The organism is Plantactinospora sp. WMMB334, assembly GCF_049179095.1.
Classification (GTDB): domain Bacteria; phylum Actinomycetota; class Actinomycetes; order Mycobacteriales; family Micromonosporaceae; genus Plantactinospora.
Genome location: NZ_JBMHME010000002.1, coordinates 2079075 through 2098265, shown reverse-complemented (window position 1 = coordinate 2098265; position 19191 = coordinate 2079075). Strand labels below are relative to the sequence as shown.

The 19191-nt window shown below is 73.4% G+C and carries 2 protein-coding genes and 1 pseudogene; all 3 read right to left on the bottom strand.

The features are described 5' to 3' along the window. Positions 1-192: 192 nt before the first annotated feature. A pseudogene (locus ACN27G_RS08935) lies at positions 193-2922 on the bottom strand (non-ribosomal peptide synthetase); the annotation flags it as partial. Then, on the bottom strand, positions 2922-13964 hold the full coding sequence (locus ACN27G_RS08930; RefSeq protein ID WP_421492301.1) for an amino acid adenylation domain-containing protein: 11043 nt from the start codon (positions 13962-13964) through the stop codon (positions 2922-2924). The pseudogene ACN27G_RS08935 and the gene ACN27G_RS08930, both read right to left, overlap by 1 nt. Continuing rightward, positions 13961-19165 (bottom strand): amino acid adenylation domain-containing protein, encoded by a 5205-nt coding sequence (locus tag ACN27G_RS08925; protein WP_421492300.1) that lies wholly within the window; start codon positions 19163-19165, stop codon positions 13961-13963. Before ACN27G_RS08925 ends, ACN27G_RS08930 begins: the two co-directional genes overlap by 4 nt. Positions 19166-19191: the final 26 nt, after the last annotated feature.

The window sequence follows — 19191 nt, the reverse complement described above, 5'->3', positions numbered from 1 at the left end:
CTCCCGTGTCGCCGCACCCGGGACCGGCGGCGCGTGCCGGAGCCAGTCGGCGGCGAACCCGGCAGCACCGCCGTCCGGTTCGCCCCGCCCTGCCCGCTCGATCTGCCCGGTCTGCCCCGCCTGCTCGGCTCGTTCGGCCCAGCCGGCCAGCTCGGTGGCGACGAACGACTGCACCGCCTTGCCGGACTCCGCATTGGTCAACACCACGAACCCGTCCCCGGACCCGATCCGGCCCAGGGTCATCGCCCGGTAGCCGACCGTCTCACCCGGATGGCCGAACTCCAGGTCGGGAGCGGTGTCGTCGACGACCGTGCCGAGGCCGTAGAAGCTGCCCGGATGCGCGACCGCGACCAGCTCGGCGGCGAGGTCGGGGGTGAGCAGCGTCCCGTCGCCCCGGTGCGCCCGGTGGATCTCCACAAGCACCCGGGCCAGGTCCGCGGCGGTCGACCAGAGACCGCCGGCCGCCAGCGCCGGTCGGTGGCGCCACCCACCGGGTACGGGTACCCCGTGCTCGTCGTGGCCGAGCGCCACCCGGCGGGCGGGGTCGGCCGGGAAGGCCGGATCGAAGCTGCTGCCGGTCATGCCCAGCGGCGCGAAGACGAGCCGCCGCATCAGCTCCGGGAAGGACTCCCCGGTCAGGTCGACAAGCACCTGCTGGAGGACCGCGTAGTGGCTGTTCGTCTTCCGGAACGACTCCCCCGGTGCCAGCTCGGGCCGGATCGGGTCGGAGGTCGCGGGCGGGCGGCCGTGCAGCACGTCGAGCAGGGACGGCGCCGGCTCGTCCGGCGCGTACCCGGTGTTGGGGCTGGTGGAGAGGCCGGAGAGGTTGGCCAGCAGCTGCCGTACGGTGACCGGGCCGGGTCCGGCCGGCACCCGCCAGGCGGTCAGGTAGCGGTTCACGTCGGCATCCAGCTCCAGCCGCCCCTCCCGGACCAGCCGGAGCACCGCGAGGGCGGTCACGTGCTTGCTTATCGACGCGACCTGGAACGGGGTCTCCGGGGTGACCGGCTCGGATCCGCCGGCGGCGAGTACGCCGTAGCCGCGTACCCCGACGACCTGGCCGGCCCGGACCAGCGCGACGCTCGCACCGGGCACGTGGTGTTCCGCCATGGTCGGCAGCGGCGACGGCCCGGCGGGCGCGGGAGCCGGCTCGACGAGGGTGCTCGCCGGGGCCGGGTCGCCGAGCGCGGCCGCCAGTGCGGCGACGGTGCCGTGCTGGTAGAGCATGCGCAGCGACACCGGCAGGCCCGCCCTGCGGGCGGCGGTGACCAGTTGCACGATCCGCATCGAGTCGGCGCCGAGGTCTAAGAAGCTGTCGTCCGCGCCCACCCGGTCCAGGCCGAGCACGTCCGCGCAGACCTCGGCGATCCGCCGCTCGGTCCCGTTGCGTGGTGGCACGAACTCGCGCTCGCCGCCGAAGGCGGTCCGCTCCGGCGCCGGCAGCGCGCGCCGGTCCACCTTGCCGGCCGGGTTCAGCGGCAGGGCGTCCAGGGTGACGAAGGCGGCCGGCACCATGTAGCCGGGGAGCGCGGCGGCCAGGAAGTCGCGCAGCTCGGCCGGGTCGACCGGCCGGCCGTCCATCGGTACGACATAGCCGGCGAGCCACTTCTCGCCACCCGCGTCCTCCCGGGCCACCACCACACCGTTGCGGACGTCCGGATGGGCGAGCAGCCGCTCCTCGATCTCCGGCAGCTCGATCCGGTGCCCCCGGATCTTCACCTGGTGGTCCGCCCGACCCAGGAACTCCAGGTTGCCGTCCGGCAGATAGCGGGCCAGGTCACCGGTGCGGTACATCCTGGCCCCGACGGCCCGGCCGAACGGCTCCGGCAGGAACTTCTCGGCGGTCAGTTCGGGGCGGTTGACGTACCCCCGGGCGACGCCGTCACCGGCGATGTGGAGCTCGCCGACGACGCCGACCGCGACCGGCTGGAGGTCGCGGTCCAGCACGTAGGTCCGGGTGTTGGCGATCGGCCGGCCGATCGGCACCACGTCGACGTCGCCGGGCACGTCCCAGCTGGTCGACCAGATCGCGGTCTCGGTCGGGCCGTAGACGTTCACCAGCCGCTTCACCCTGCCGCGCAGGTCGCCGGCGAGGGCCGGCGGCAACGCCTCACCACCGACGAGCGCGACCACCGGCCGGTCCGCGAAGCCCGCGTCCAGCAGCAGCTTCCAGCCCGACGGTGTGGCCTGGACGTGCGTCACCGGATGGCGGTCGAGGAGTCCGAGCAGCTCCGGGCTGTCCCCCACCTCGTCGTCGTCGGCCAGCACCAGCCGGCCGCCGGTGACCAGCGGCAGATACAGCTCCAGCCCGGAGATGTCGAAGGAGAGCGAGGTGGCGGCGAGCCAGACGTCGTCGGTGCCGGCGTCCAGCAGCCGCCGCATCGAGAAGAGCAGGTTCAGCAGCGCCCGATGAGAGACCTGCACGCCCTTCGGCCGCCCCGTCGAGCCGGAGGTGAAGATGATGTAGGCCAACTGGTGCTGGTCGTCGCGGCGGGGCACCGGCTCCGCCGGCCGGGACTCGATCTCGGCCTCGTCCCGGTCGGCGAGGACGTACCGGCCGGTGAAGGCCCCGTCCAGCCGGTCGGCCAGCGCGGAGGTGCTCACCACCAGCTCGGCTCCGGCGGTGTCGAGCATGTAGCCCAGCCGGTCGGCCGGCAGGTCCGGGTCCAGCGGCACGTAGCCGGCGCCGGCCTTCCAGACCGCCAGCAGCCAGGCCAGCAGCGACGGTTCCCGGGGCAGCAGCACCCCGACCACCGACTCCGGTCCGATCCCGACCGCCCGCAGCTGCTGGGCGTACCGGTTGGCCAGGGCGTCCAGTTCGGCGTAGCGGATCCGTTCGCCGCCCTGGACCACCGCCACCGCACTCGGGGTGGTGGCGGCCTGCGCCTCGACGACGTGGTGCACCGATCGACTGCTGCTCATCACCACTCCACGGCCGTGTCGTTCCAGTCGGTCAGCACGGTCTCCCGCTCCGCCGCCGGCATGTACGTCGCCCGCGCGTCGCCGTCGGCGCCCGCGGCCATCGACTCCAGCACCGCCCGGTACATCGCCACGACCCGCTCGGCGTTCTCCGCCGTCAGCGCGGAGCGGCGGACCCGCAACATCAGGTGGCCGGGACCGGTCGAGACGGCGAGCGCGAACTCGTTGGCGGCGTCGCCGACCCCGGCCCGCACGTCGACGCGCCCCGTGTCGACCTGGTGGAAGTCCTGGTAGCTGAACATCACCTCGACCAGTTGCCCACCGCCGACCTGGCGCTGGATCGCCGGCATCGGATAGCGGCGGTGCGGCCAGAGTTCGACCTCCCGGTCGAAGACCTGCCGGACCAGGTCACCCCAGGTGGCGGCCGAGCGGTCGTGCGCGAACGGGAGGGTGTTGAGGTACATCCCGTAGACCCGGTCGGCGCCGTCGACCTCGGGGCGGGCGCTGCAGACGAGTCCGGTGAAGAAGGCCGGCTCGTCGGTGAGCTGGCTCATCACCTTCAGGTGCGCCGCGTGCAGCACCGCCTTCAGCGACGTACGCGTCGCGGTCGCCAGCGCCCGCAGCCGCGGCTCCAGCTCCGGGAAGGGCACCGGGATCCGGAAACTGCCCGTCTCGTCGGCGGCACCACCCCAACCGGCGGGCAGGGCGAACCGGGCGTGCCCGGTGACGATCCCGTGCCAGTAGTCGCGGTCGACGGCCGAGCCGAGCGAGTCGAGTTCGGCGGCGATGAAGTCCGCGTACCGGACCTCGGGGGTGGCGGCCGGCTCCGGCGTGGTCCCGGCGGCGAGCTGCCGGTAGAGGTCCAGTACCTCCATCAGCAGCGACTGCTGGCTCCAGCCCTCGGTGATGGCGTGGCACTGGGTGAAGCCGAGCCGCCAGGCGTCGTCGCTCTCCACGAATCCCGCCATCCGGAGCAGCGGCGGGCTCTCCAGGTCGAAGAGCTCGGCCCGTTCCCGGGCGACCAGCTCGTGCAGCGCCTCCTCCTTTGCCGGATCGTCCAGGTGCCGTACGTCGCGGACCTGGACCGGCATCTCGGCGGTGTCGTGTACGAGCTGCATCGGCACCGAGTAGGTGGTCAGGTCGAACGAGGTGCGGAGCAGCTCGTGTCGCCGCACCACGATCCGGGCCGCCTCGCGCAGCGCCGCCGGCTGGAAGGGCCGCTCGTCACGGATCCGGTGGAAGCTCGTGTTGTGGTAGCGGTTGCCACCCACCCCGCCGAGCATCTCCACGACCATGCCGAGCTGCACCTGCGACAGCGGGTACGCGTCGACCACCCCGGCCGGCAGCGCCGCCCGGTCCTCGGCAGAGACCAACGCGAACGGCGACACCGGACCAGCTTCGGCCGACGGTGCGGCGGCGGACTGGCCGGAGATCGCCTCGGCGAGTTCGGCGATGGTGCGGTACTGGAACACATCCCGCACCGCCACCTCGAACCCCGCCGCCCGCAACCTCCCCACCAACGCCACCGCCCGGATCGAATGCCCACCCAGATCGAAGAAACTCTCCGTCACCCCGACCCGCTCGACCCCGAGCACCTCCCGCCACACCGCCGCGATCCGCTCCTCCACCCCGGAACGCGGACCCACGAACACCGGACCCGCAGCCACCACCGCACTATCCGGATCCGGCAACGCCCGACGATCCACCTTCCCGTTCGCGTTCAACGGCACCGCATCCAACGACACGAACACCGCCGGCACCATGTACTCCGGCAACCGGAGAGCACAGTGCTCGACCAACACACCGGCCGACAGCTCCCCGGAGCGCGGCACGCAGTACGCCACCAGCCGCCGATCCGACCCAGAACCCACCGCGACCACCACCGCATCACGCAGCGACTCATGCTCCAGCAGCACCGACCGGACCTCACCCAACTCGATCCGATACCCGTGCACCTTCACCTGGTCGTCCACCCGACCCACAAACTCCACATCACCGGTCGACAGCACCCGCACCAGATCACCCGTCCGGTACAACCTCCCACCGGCCGGACCGAACGGATCCGGGACGAACCGCTCCGCCGTCAACTCCGGACGGTTCACATAACCCCGCGCCACCCCCACACCACCGACGAACAACTCACCCAACACACCCACCGGCACCGGCGACAGATCCCCATCCAGCACATACATCGCCATCCCCGGCAACGGCCGCCCGATCGGCACCACCTCCGCGCCAACCGTGCCGATGACCGGGAAGATGCAGGTGCCGACCGACGCCTCCGTCGGGCCGTACTCGTTCACCAGCCGGCCGTCGCCGAGGATGCCGCGCCAGTGCTCGGCGACCGGGCCGGGCAGGGCCTCACCGGCCACCACGACGATCCCGGCCAGCGCGGCGAGTCGGGCAGGCTCGGCCTGCTGGCCGATGATCTCCAGGTGGCCGGGGGTCAGCTTCAGGAAACTGAACGGACCCGCCGCCACCAACTCCCGACCCAGATCCGCCATGTCCAGCTCCGGACCTGCCAACCACACCCGCTGACCCGTCACCAACGGCGCCCACACGTTCGGCACCACCAGATCGAACGCCACCGACGAGAACAACGCCGACCCACCAGAACCCCGACCAGCCAACTCCCGCGCCGCCCACGACACATGGTTGACCAACCCACGATGCGACACCGCCACACCCTTCGGCCGACCCGTCGACCCCGACGTGAAAATCACGTACGCCAGACGGTCGAGGTCGGCCGGTTCGGCGATCGGGGAGGCCGGACGGTTTCCGATCTCCAGGCGCTCGGTGTCGACGAGGACGCAGTCCAGCGCCGGGTCGAACCGGTCCGCGTGCCGGGACCGGGTGACCACCACCCGGGCACCGGCGTCGGCGAGCATCGTGTTCACCCGGTCGGCCGGGAAGGACGGGTCGAGCGGCACGTAGGCGCCACCGGCCCTCCAGACCGCCAGCATCGTCACCACCAGCTCCGGACCCCGGTCCAGCAGCACCCCGACCACCGACTCCGGCAGCACGCCCCGGGCACGCAGGTGCCGGGCCAGCCGGTTCGCCCGCTCGTCCAGCTCCGCGTAGTCGAGTTCCAGCTCGCCGAGGACGAGCGCGGTCCGGTGCGGATGCGCGGCGGCGGCCTCGGCGACCAGCTCCGGCACGGTACGCGTCGGCGCCGCCGTGCGGTTGACGGCGTACTCGTCGAGCAGCCGCTGCCGCTCCTCCGCCGGCAGGTGGTTCTCCCGGGCGTCGCCGTCGACACCGCCGGTCGCCATCGCGGCCAGCACGGCCCGGTACATCGCGGCCAGCCGGGCCGCGTCCGGCCGGCTCAGCATGTGCGTGTCGGCGGTCAGCACCAGGCTGCCGGTCATCGCGGCGACGGCCAGGCCGAACTCGGTGGCTCCCTCGCCGAGCCCGGAGTCCACGTCGACCAGTTCGGTGTCGACCGCGTCGAAGTCCTGGAAGCTGAACCGCACGTCGAGCAGGCGCTGCCCGTCGGCCAGCTCGCGCTGGATCGCCGGCATCGGATAGCGGCGGTGCGGCCAGAGCTCGACCTCCCGGTCGAAGACCTGCCGGACCAGCTCGCCCCAGGTCGCCGCCCCCCGCCGGTGGGCGAAGGGCAGGGTGTTGAGGTACATCCCGTAGACCCGGTCGGCACCGTCGACCTCGGGGCGGGCGCTGCAGACGAGTCCGGTGAAGAAGGCCGGCTCGTCGGTGAGCTGGCTCATCACCTTCAGGTGCGCCGCGTGCAGCACGGCCTTGACGGAGGTACGCGTCGCGGTCGCCAGCGCCCGCAGCTGCGGCTCCAGGTCGCGCACCGGCACGGTGACCGAGTACGCCTCCCGGGGCGTCGCCGGATCGCCGCCCCAGCCGGTCGGCAGCGACAGCCGGGCGTACCCGTCGACGATTCCCCGCCAGTAGTCGCGGTCCCCGGTCGACTCCAGCGAGTCGAGTTCGGCGGCGATGAAGTCCGCGTACCGGACAGCGGGACCGGTCGCCGGCGCGGGAGTGCCGCCGGCCCGGAGTTGCTGGTAGAGCTCCAGCAGCTCGGTCAGCATCGCCCGGTGGCTCCACCCCTCGGTGATCGGGTGCGAGACGGTGACCGACATCCACCACGCCTCGTCGCTCTCCTCGTGCACGGCGAACCGCAGCAGCGGCGCGACCCCGAGGTCGAAGAGCTGGGCCCGTTCCGCCGCCGTGAAGTCCCGGATCGTCTGCTGCCGCCGCTCGGCGTCGAGCTGCCGGACGTCACGCACGACGATCGGGATCTCGGCGGTGTCGTGTACGAGCTGCATCGGCACCGAGTAGGTGGTCAGGTCGAACGAGGTGCGGAGCAGCTCGTGCCGCCGCACCACGATCCGGGCCGCCTCACGCAGCGCGTCGAGCCCGAACGACTGTTCGGTGCGGAGCCGGAACGAGGTGACGTTGTGGTACGCGTGCAGATCGCTGTCGGCCAGCATCTCCACGACCATGCCGAGCTGCACCTGCGACAGCGGGTACGCGTCGACCACCCCGGCCGGCAGCGCCGCCCGGTCCTCGGCAGAGACCAACGCGAACGGAGCCACGGCCGGCCCGTCGACGGTGGTAGCCACGACCGTCGAATCGGGCGCCGGGTCGGCGAGCTTCTCGGCGAGTTCGGCGATGGTGCGGTACTGGAACACATCCCGCACCGCCACCTCGAACCCCGCCGCCCGCAACCTCCCCACCAACGCCACCGCCCGGATCGAATGCCCACCCAGATCGAAGAAACTCTCCGTCACCCCGACCCGCTCGACCCCGAGCACCTCCCGCCACACCGCCGCGATCCGCTCCTCCACCCCGGAACGCGGACCCACGAACACCGGACCCGCAGCCACCACCGCACTATCCGGATCCGGCAACGCCCGACGATCCACCTTCCCGTTCGCGTTCAACGGCACCGCATCCAACGACACGAACACCGCCGGCACCATGTACTCCGGCAACCGGAGAGCACAGTGCTCGACCAACACACCGGCCGACAGCTCCCCGGAGCGCGGCACGCAGTACGCCACCAGCCGCCGATCCGACCCAGAACCCACCGCGACCACCACCGCATCACGCAGCGACTCATGCTCCAGCAGCACCGACCGGACCTCACCCAACTCGATCCGATACCCGTGCACCTTCACCTGGTCGTCCACCCGACCCACAAACTCCACATCACCGGTCGACAGCACCCGCACCAGATCACCCGTCCGGTACAACCTCCCACCGGCCGGACCGAACGGATCCGGGACGAACCGCTCCGCCGTCAACTCCGGACGGTTCACATAACCCCGCGCCACCCCCACACCACCGACGAACAACTCACCCAACACACCCACCGGCACCGGCGACAGATCCCCATCCAGCACATACATCGCCATCCCCGGCAACGGCCGCCCGATCGGCACCACCTCCGCGCCAACCGTGCCGATGACCGGGAAGATGCAGGTGCCGACCGACGCCTCCGTCGGGCCGTACTCGTTGACCAGCACCGCATCGGGGGCGCACTCCCGCCAGCGCTCCAGGGTGTGCCGGGTGAACGCCTCACCGGCCACCACCGTGATCGCGGCGAGCCCGGCGGCCTGGCCCGGGGCGAGTTGGTGTGCGAGCACCTCCAGGTGCCCGGGGGTCAGCTTCAGGAAGCTGAACGGGCCGGCGGCCAGCAGCTCGCGGCCGAGGTCCGCCATGTCCACGTCGGACGGCAACATCCACACCCGCTGACCGGTCACCAACGGCGCCCACACGTTCGGCACCACCAGATCGAACGCCACCGACGAGAACAACGCCGACCCACCAGAACCCCGACCAGCCAACTCCCGCGCCGCCCACGACACATGGTTGACCAACCCACGATGCGACACCGCCACACCCTTCGGCCGACCCGTCGACCCCGACGTGAAAATCACGTACGCGAGACGATCGGGATCGGCCGGAACCGCGAGCGGCGTCCCGGGCTGGTCCGCGATGGCGGCCGCGTCCCGGTCGACCAGGACCCGCACCGGGACGTCGGGGAACCGGTCGGCGTAGCCGGAGCCGGTCACCACCACCCGGGCACCGGCGTCGGCGAGCATCTCGGCGATCCGCCCGGCCGGGTGTGCCGGGTCGAGCGGCACGTACCCGCCACCGGCCTTCCAGACCGCCAGCATCGCCACCACCAGCTCCGGGCCCCGGTCCAGCAGCACCCCGACCACCGACTCCGGCACCACCCCGCAGGCGCGCAGGTGCCGGGCCAGCCGGTTCGCCCGCTCGTCCAGCTCCGCGTAGCTGAGCCGCTGCCCGGCACACTCCAGCGCAACCGCGTCCGGGGTCGCCGCCGCCCGTGCGGCGAACCGCTCCGGCACGCCCGGCCCGGCCGGCTCGGCGGTGGTGCTGTTCCACTCGACCACCAGCCGCTGCCGCTCCTCGTCGGCGAGGAAGGTGCCCCGGGCGTCGCCGTCCGGGTCGGCGGCCATCGCCTCGAGCACGGCCCGGTACATCGCACCGATCCGGTCGCCGTTGGCCCGGCTCAGCACCCGGGGGTTGACCGCCATGGTGACGTAGCCGAGCCGGACCGCCACGGCGAGCGGGAACTCGGTCGGGCTGTCGTCGATGCTGGCCATGTAGTCGACAAGCTCCCGGTCGACCTGGTTGAAGTCGTGGTAGCTGAACCGGACGTCCATCAGCCGCTGGCCGTCGCCGAACTCGCGCTGGATCTCCGGCATCGGGAACCGGCGGCGCGGCCAGATCTCCACCTCGCGGGCGTAGGTCCGCTCCACCAGCTCCCGCCAGGTCCGGGCGCCCCGGTCGTAGCCGAAGGGGAGGCTGTTCAGGTACATCCCGTAGATCCGGTCGGCGCCGGCCACCTCCGGCCGGCCGTGCAGCACCAGGCCGGTCAGGAAGGACTCCTCGGCGGTGAGCTGGCTCATCACCTTCAGGTGCGCGGCGAGCAGCACCGTCTTCAGCGACGCCCTCGCCCGGCTGGCCAGCGCGCGCAGGTCGGACTCCAGGTCGTGGAAGGGCACCCCGAGCATCAGCGACTCGCGCGGCGCCTCCTCGTCGCCCCAGCCGGTGGGGAGGGAGAACCGGGCGTACCGGCCGACGATGTCCCGCCAGTAGTCCCGGTCCTCCGCCGAGGCGAGCGAACGCAGTTCGGCGCCGATGAAATCGGCGAACCGCAGCGCGGGCGCCTCGACCGGGGCCGGGGTGCCGCCGTCGCGGATCTCCCGGTAGAGCTCCAGCAGCTCCATCAGCAGCGAGTGGTGGCTCCAGCCCTCGATGATCGCGTGGCACTCGGTGACCGAGAGCCACCAGGTCTTGTCGTCGCAGACGTGCGCGTGCAGCCGCATCAGGGAGGGCTCGGCCAGGTCGAAGACGTCGGCCCGCTCGACGGCGGTGAACTCCCGCAGCGACCGGTCCAGCTCGGCGGCGTCCAGGTGCCGCAGGTCCCGCTCCCCCACCGGCATCTCGGCGGTCGGGTGGACGAGCTGCATCGGCACCGAGTACGTGGTCAGGTCGATCCCGGTCCGCAGCACCTCGTGCCGGGCCACCACGATCCGGGCCGCCTCGCGGAGCGCCGCCAGCGCGAACGGCCGCTCGTCACGGATCCGGAACGACGTCACGTTGTGGTACGCGTGCAGCTCGCCGTCGGAGAGCATCTCCACGACCATGCCGGCCTGCACCCGGGATAGCGGGTACGCGTCGACCGCCCCGGCCGGCATTCTGGCCCGGTCCTCGGCGGAGATCAGCGCGAAGGGCGCGACCGGGCGCTCCGGCTCGGCGGGCGCGGATCGGCCGTCCAGCGCGCCGCAGAGCTCGGCGACGGTGCGGTGTGCGAAGACGTCCCGGACGGAGACGTCCAGGCCGATCGCGCGCAGCTCCCCGACCAGCGCGACCGCCCGGATCGAGTGCCCGCCGAGGTCGAAGAAGCTGTCGGTCACCCCGACCCGTTCCACCCCGAGCACCTCCCGCCAGACGGCGGCGACCCGCTCCTCCACCGGGGTACGCGGCGCCACGTAGGCGTGCCCGCCGTGCAGGTCGGCGCGGTCCGGCGCCGGCAGCGCACGGCGGTCCAGCTTGCCGTTGGCGGTCAGCGGGATCTTCTCCAGCGGCACGAACGCGGCCGGCACCATGTATTCCGGCAGGCTGCGGGCGAGGAACTCGCGCAGCTCGGCCGGGGTCGGCAGCTCGCCGTCGGCCACCAGGTAGCCGGCGAGCCGCCTGTCGCCGGGCACGTCCTCCCGGACCACCACCACCGCGTCCCGGACGGCCGGGTGCCCGGCGAGGACGGTCTCGATCTCGCCCAGCTCGACCCGGTAGCCGCGGATCTGCACCTGGTCGTCGATCCGGCCGAGGAAGTCCAGCCCGCCGTCGGGGCGGCGCCGGGCCAGGTCACCGCTGCGGTACATCCGCGCACCCGGCTCGGTCGCGAAGGGGTCCGGCACGAACCGCTGCGCGGTCAGCTCCGGCCGGTGCAGGTAGCCCCGGGCCACGCCCGGCCCACCGACGTGGATCTCCCCCGGCACGCCGACCGGCACCAGGTTGCCGTACCGGTCGAGGAGGTAGATCCGCAGGTCACCCAGGGGGTAGCCGACCGGGTTGCCGGGGTCGGCGATGTCCGCCGGGCGGACCTGGTGGTAGCTGGAGTGCACCGTGGTCTCGGTGATGCCGTACATGTTGAGCAGGGCGGGGCGGTCCAGGCCGAACCGGTCGGTCCAGGGTGCCAGCTCGGCCATCTCCAGCTTCTCCCCGGCGAAGACCACCGCCCGCAGCCGGAGGTCGGCCAGCCGGGGGTCGCCGTCGCGGGCGAAGCCGACCAGAGCCCGGAACGCCGACGGGGTCTGGTTGAGCACCGTCACCCGCTCCCGGACCAGCAGCTCCAGGAACTCGTCCGGCAGCCGGGTCACCTCACGCGGCACCACCACCAGCCGGCCACCGTGCAGCAGCGCACCCCAGAGTTCCCAGACGGAGACGTCGAAGGCGTACGAGTGGAAGAGCGGCCAGACGTCGTCGGCGGAGAACCGGTAGTGGGTGTCGCCGACGGTCAGCAGCCGCAGCACGTTGGCGTGGGTCAGGCAGACCCCCTTGGGCCGCCCCGTCGACCCCGACGTGTAGATCACGTAGATCAGGTTCTCCGGGCCGGTGACCGGCGTCGGGTTCTCCGCCGGCTCCCCCGACAGGTCCTCCCCGTCGAGGTCGAGCACGGCGCCGCCGTGGAACCCGGCGACGGTGCCGGCCAGCGACGACTGGGTCACCACCACCGAGGTGCCCGCGTCGGCGACCATGAAGCCCAACCGGTCGACCGGCTGCGCCGGGTCCAGCGGCAGGTACGCGGCCCCCGACTTCAGCACCCCGAGCAGGGTCGGCACCAGGTCGAGGCCCCGCTCCAGGCAGACCCCGACCAGGGACTCGGGACCGGCGCCGAGGCTCCGCAGCCGGTGCGCGAGCCGGTTCGCCCGGACGTTCACCTCCGCGTACGTCAACGACACGCCCTCGAAGGTCACCGCAGTCGCGTACGGCGCGGCGGCCACCCGCTCCTCGAAGGCCCGGTGCACGGTCCGGGTCGGCGGCACGGCGTCGATCCGGAACGGGTCGGCTACCCCGGTCGCCTCGGCCCGCTCCGCGTCGTCGAGCAGCTCGACCGCGGAGAGCGTCCGCCCCGGGTCGGCGGCGACGGCCTGGAGCAGCCGGACCAGGTGCCGGCCCAGCCGCCGCACGGTGGCGGCGTCGAAGAGCGCGGTCGCGTACTCGATCGAGGCGCGCAGCCCGCCGTCGGCCGCCTCCGCCACCTGGAGGGTCAGGTCGAAGCGGGAGACCTGGGAGAGCGCGTCCAGCGCCGAGACGTCCAGCCCCGGCATCGCGTACGCCCCGGCGCCCGCCTCGTGCATCGTGAAGGCGACCTGGAACAGCGGCGTCCGGGACATGTCCCGCTCCGGCTGGAGCTCGTCGACGAGCTGGCCGAACGGCACCTCCTGGTGGTCGAAGGCGGCCAGCACCGTCTCCCGGTTGGCGGCCAGCAGCTCGCCGAAGGTGACGTCGGCATCCCACCGGGCCCGCATCACCAGGCTGTTGATGCCGTAGCCGATCAGCCGGGACAGCTCGGGCCGGTTGCGGCCGGAGACCACCGTGCCGACCGGGATGTCGGTGCCGCCGGTGTAGCGGGACAGCAGCGCCTGGTAGCCGGTGAGCAGCACCATGAACAGCGTCGCGTCGTGCCGGCGGGCCAGGTCGCGGAGCTGCCCGCCGAGCCCGGCCGGCAGCTCCAGCTCGGCCACGGCACCGGACCAGTCCCGGGTGGCCGGGCGGGGGCGGTCGGCCGGCAGGTCCAGTGGCGGCACCCCGGCGAGCTGGCCGCGCCAGTAGTCCAGGTGCCGCCGGTGTTCCGTCTCGGAGCGGTTCCGCTCCCAGGCGGCGTAGTCGGCGTACTGCACCGGCAGTGGGGCGAGGGTGTCGGGGCGGCCGGCGAGCGCGGCCGCGTACAGCTCGCTGAGTTCCTCGGCGAAGATCCCGACCGACCAGGCGTCGCAGGCGATGTGGTGGAAGACCACCACCAGCAGGTGGTCGTCGTCGGCCAGCCGCACCAGCCGGGCCCGGACCGGCCACTGGGTGGCCAGGTCGAACGGGGTCGCCGGCTCCTGCCCGGCCAGCGCGAAGCCCCGGCTCTCCCGCTCCGCCGCCGGCAGGTCGGTCAGGTCCGAGACCGCCAGCTCGACCGGCCCGGCCGGGTCGATCACCTGGGTCGGCTCGCCCGCGACCAGCGCGTACCGGGTCCGCAGGATCTCGTGCCGGCCGACCAGGTCGGTCAGCGCCCGGCCCAGCGCGGCGGCGTCCAGCGCGCCGCGCAGCCGCAGCGCCAGCGGCACCAGGTATTCCCAGCTTCCCGGGTCCAGCCGGCTCAGGAACCACATCTGCTGCTGTCCGAAGGAGAGCGGCAGCGGGCCGCTCCGGTCCACCGGGGCCAGCGCCGCGCGGCGGCCGCCGCGCAGCCGCCCGGCGAGGCGGGCCCGCAGCAGCTCCTCCCGGACCGCCCCGGCACCGCGCTCGATCGTGCCCTCGCCCGTGCTCATCCCTTTTGCTCCTTCAGCAACGCCAGGCCGGCCAGCAGGTCGGAATCGGAAAGCTCGTCGATCTCGGCGCGGATCCGCTCCTCGACCGCCTCGGCGATCCGCGCGATCGTGGGCCGCTCGAAGACGGTCCGGACCGGAAGGTCGATCTCGAACTCCTCCTGGAGCCGGGAGGCGAGCCGGACCGCGAGGATCGAGTGACCGCCGACGGTGAAGAAGTTCGTGTGCGCGCCGGCCTCGACGTCGAGGATCTCGGCCCAGATCTCGGCGATCCGCTCCTCGACCGCGCCGCGCGGCGCGACGTGGTCCGGCGCATCCGCCTCGACCACCGTGCGGGCCGGTGCGGGCAGCGCGCGCCGGTCCAGCTTGCCGTTGGTGGTCAGCGGGATCCGCTCCAGCGGCACGAAGGCGCCCGGCACCATGTAGTCCGGCAGCCGGGTGCCGCAGTGCCCGACCAGGGCGGCGACGGTCGGTGCCGTGCCGGCCTCCGGCACGTAGTAGGCGACGATCCGCAGCCGGCCCGGGTCGGGCTCGTCGGTCAGCACCACCGCGTCCCGGACCTCGGGGTGGGTGGCGAGGACCGTTCCGATCTCGCCCAGCTCGACCCGGAAGCCGCGGATCTGCACCTGGTCGTCGATCCGGCCGAGGAAGTCCAGCCCGCCGTCGGGGCGGCGCCGGGCCAGGTCACCGCTGCGGTACATCCGGGCACCCGGCTCGGTCGCGTACGGGTCCGGCAGGAAGCGCTGCGCGGTCAGCTCCGGCCGGTTGAGGTAGCCCCGGGCCACCGACGGCCCGCCGACGTGGATCTCCCCGGGCACCCCGACCGGGACCAGGTTGCCGTAGCCGTCCAGCAGGTAGATCCGGGAGTCGCTGAGCGGGTAGCCGATCGGGTTGCCGGGGTCGGTGAGGTCGGCCGGGCGTACCTGGTGATAGGTCGAGTGCACCGTGGTCTCGGTGATGCCGTACATGTTCACCAGGGCGGGGTGCTCCAGGCCGAACCGGTCGGTCCAGGGTGCCAGCTCGGCCATCTCCAGCTTCTCCCCGGCGAAGACCACCGCCCGCAGCCGGAGGTCGGCCAGCCGGGGGTCGCCGTCGCGGGCGAAGCCGACCAGAGCCCGGAACGCCGACGGGGTCTGGTTGAGCACCGTCACCCGCTCCCGGACCAGCAGCTCCAGGAACTCGTCCGGCAGCCGGGTCACCTCACGCGGCACCACCACCAGCCGACCGCCGTAGACCAGCGCACCCCAGAACTCCCAGGCCGAGAAGTCGAAGGCGTACGAGTGGAAGAGGGTCCAGACGTCGTCGGCGGTGAAGCCGAACCGGGGGTGGGTGGTGGTGAAGAGCCGCAGCACGTTGGCGTGGGTCAGGCAGACCCCCTTGGGCCGCCCCGTCGACCCCGACGTGTAGATCACGTAGATCAGGTCGTCCGGGCCGGTGACCGGCGCCGGGTTCTCCGCCGGCAGCCCCGACAGGTCCTCCCCGGCCAGGTCGATCACCGCGCCGTCGAAGAACCCGGCGACGGTGTCGAGCAGCGACGACCGGGTCAGCAGCACCGGGGCGCCCGCGTCGGCGACCATGAACCGCAGCCGGTCCACCGGCTGCGCCGGGTCCAGCGGCAGGTAGGCGGCCCCCGACTTCAGGACGCCGAGCAGCGCCGGCACCAGGTCGAGCCCCCGCTCCAGGCAGACCCCGACCAGCGAGCCGGCCCCGACCCCGGCGCCGCGCAGCCGGTGCGCCAGCCGGTTCGCCCGGACGTTCACCTCCGCGTACGTCAACGACACGCCCTCGAAGGTCACCGCCACCGCCTCCGGGGCGAGCAGCACCCGCTCCTCGAAGACCTGGTGCAGGCAGCGCTCCGGGGTGCCGGTCCGGAACGGGTCGGTCCGGCCGGTGCCGACCAGCTCGTCGACCGGGTCGAGGAAGTCCACCGCGCCGAGCCGCAGCTCCGGGTCGGAGGTGACCGCCGTCAGCAGCCGGACCAGGTGCCCGCCGATCCGGTCCACGGTGGAGCGGTCGAAGAGCGAGGTCGCGTACTCCAGGGCGCCGAGCATGGTGCCGTCGGCCTGGACCCGGACGAAGAGCGTCAGGTCGGTCTTGGCGATCTGCCACGCCCCGGTGAAGGCGGCCAGGTCGTCCGCCTGGACGGCACCGCCGGTCAGCCCCTCGTCGTGCAGGTCGAACGCCACCTGGAAGAGCGGGGTCCGGGACATGTCCCGGTCCGGCTGGAGGTCGTCGACGAGTTGCTCGAACGGGAGCGTCTGGTGCGCGAACGCGCCCCGGCAGACCTCCCGGGTCGCCTCCAGCGCCTCGCCGAACCGCATCCCGGGGGTGAGGTTCGGCCGCAGCACCAGCGAGTTGAGGAAGAACCCGACCATGTTCTCCAGCTCGGGGCGGTTGCGGCCGGCGACCGGGGTGCCGACGGCGACGTCCCACTGCCCGGCGTACCGGGCGAGCAGCGTGCTGAACGCGGTCAGCACCGTCATGTACGGCGAGGCGCCGTACCGGCGGCCCAGGTCGCGGATGGCGGTGGCCAGCCCGGTCGGGATGGTGAACGGCGCCAGCGCGCCCCGGGGGTCGCGGCGGGCCGGTCGGGGCCGGTCGGTCGGCAGGTCCAGCGGCCCGAGCCCGTCGAGGGCCTTCCGCCAGTACGCCAGCTCGGCCGCCAGCACCTCCCCGGTCAGCCAGCCCCGCTGCCAGCTCGCGAAGTCCGGGTACTGCACCGGCTGTGCCGGCAGCTCCGCGGCCCGCCCGGCGGCCAGCGCCGCGCAGAGTTCCCGGAGCTCCCGCTCCAGCACCACCGACGACCAGCCGTCGCAGGCGATGTGGTGCAGAGTGAGCAGCAGCACCGACTCGCCCGCCGGGGCGCGGCCGGCGGTGGCCGGGACCCGCACCGAGGTCGGCGGGGTGGGTGCCGCCGTGCCCGGCAGCCGGACCAGCAGCGCCCGCCAGACCGGCCCGGCGGCGAGGTCGAAGCCGCGCTCGAATTCGGTCCGGAAGACCGTCTCCAGGTCGGCGGGGCCGGCCTGGACCACCGGCAGCTCGACCGGCGCCGCCGGGTCGACCAGCTGGCGGGGCTCGCCGTCGGACTCCACGTAGCGGGTGCGGAGGATCTCGTGCCGCTCGGCGAGCGCGTCGAGCGCCCGCCGGACCGTCGCCGGGGAGATCTCCGGGCCGAGCCGGAGGAAGAGCGGGGCGACCCACTCGGTGTTGCCCGGTTCGAGCCGGTCCAGGAACCAGAGCCGGCGCTGCCCGAACGAGAGCGGCAGCGGCCCGCTCCGGGGCACCGGCAGCAGCGGCGGGCCGTCGTCGGCGGGGACGGCGATCAGCTTCGCCTGCTCCGCCACGGTGGGTGCCGAGAAGAGGCCGCGCAGCGCGACCTTGCTGCCGGAGGCCGCCCGCAGCTGGTTGGCGAGCCGGGTGAGCAGCAGCGACGAGCCGCCGAGCGAGAAGAAGTCGTCGTGCGCGCCGACCCGCTCCACCTGGAGCAGCTCCGCCCAGGCACGGGCGACCAGCCGTTCGGCGGCGGTGCGCGGCGCCACGTAGGGCGGGCGGCCGTCCTCGGCACCGACCTCCGGGACCGGCAGCGCGGCCCGGTCCACCTTGCCGCTGCTGTTCAGCGGGAACGCCGGCAGCGCCACGAAGGCGGCCGGGATCATCGGGTCGGGCAGCCGCTCGCGGAGGAAGGTACGCAGCCGGTCGGCGGCCGGCACGTGCTCGCCGGTGACGTACCCGACGAGCCGCTTGCCGCCCTCGGCCGTCTGCACGGCCAGCACCACGGCGGCGCTGACCTCCGGGTGGGCGACGAGTGCCGACTCCACCTCGCCCGGCTCGATCCGGACCCCGTTCACCTTGACCTGGTGGTCGAGGCGCCCGATGTATTCCAGGGTCGCGTCGGCGCGCCACCGGACCAGGTCACCGGTGCGGTAGAGCCGGGACCCCGGCGGCCCGTACGGGTCCGGGACGAACTTCTCGGCGGTCAGGTCCGGCCGGCCGAGGTAGCCCCGGGCCACCCCGACCCCGCCGGCGTGCAGTTCTCCGGCGACGCCGACCGGCACCGGGTCACCGTTCGGGTCGAGCACCAGCACCCGCAGGTTGGCCAGGGGGCGGCCGATCGGCACCGGGCCGGTCGGCAGCGCCGGGTCGTACGGGTGTGCGGTCACGTCGATGGCGCACTCGGTCGGCCCGTACGTGTTCCAGAGACTGACCTTGAGCCCGTCGGTGAGCCGCCGGCAGAGCTCGGCGTGCAGGGGTTCGCCGGCCGAGAAGAGCAGCCGCAGCGAGGTGCAGTCCCGCCAGCCCGGATCGTCGGCGACCAGCCGGAGCACCGACGGCACGCCCTGGAGGACGGTGACGCCGTGCCGCTGGATCGCCCGGACCAGCGCCGCCGGGTCGTGCTCGGCGCCGACCGGGGCGAGCACCACGGTGCCGCCGCTGACCAGCGGGGCGAAGAACTCCCAGCAGGCGGCGTCGAAGGTGAGCGCGGTCTTCTGCAGGATCCGGTCGTCGGGGCCGAGGCCGTGCTGCCGGACGGCCCAGTCGACCCGGTTGGCGATCGCCGCGTGGCTGATCATCACGCCCTTGGGCCGCCCGGTGGAGCCGGAGGTGTAGATCGCGTAGGCGAGGTGCTCCCCGGTCGCCGGGTTCTGCGGCGTCTCGTCCGCCACCTCGGCGAGCGCGTGCCCGGCCGGTCCCGTCAGCGCTTCCCCGGCCGGTCCCGCCGACGCTTCCCCGGCCGGTCCCGCCCACGCCTCCCCGGCGGGTTCGGCCACGGGGTCGTCGAGGCGGAGCGCCCGGGCGCCGGTGCCGGCGAGGTCGACCGGGGCCGATCCGGTGAGCACCACCGTGGCGCCGGTGTCCGCCAGCACCCAGTGCACCCACTCCCTCGGGTGGTCCGGGCTCAGCGGCACGTAGCCGGCACCCGTCTTCCAGACGCCGAGCAGCGCGACGACCAGGTCGACCTCGCGGGGCAGGCAGACGCCGACCAGCGCGTCCGGTCCGACACCGAGGCCGCGCAACCGGCGGGCCAGCCGGTCGCTCCGGCGGTCCAGCTCGGCGTAGGTGACCTCGACGTCACCGGCGCGCACGGCGACCGCGTCGGGCGTGGCCGCCACCTGGCGGGCGACCAGCGCCGGCAGGATGGTGGCGGACCCGGCGATCACCGGCCCGCCGGAGTCGCCGTCGGTCCGGCGTCGATCGGGGTTCATCGGGTGCTCCTCACCTCGTTGCGGCG

Coding starts and splice junctions, on each gene's coding strand:
- ACN27G_RS08930 (WP_421492301.1), bottom strand. CDS start 13,964: ATGAGCACGGGCGAGGGCACGATCGAGCGCGGTGCCGGGGCGGTCCGG.
- ACN27G_RS08925 (WP_421492300.1), bottom strand. CDS start 19,165: ATGAACCCCGATCGACGCCGGACCGACGGCGACTCCGGCGGGCCGGTG.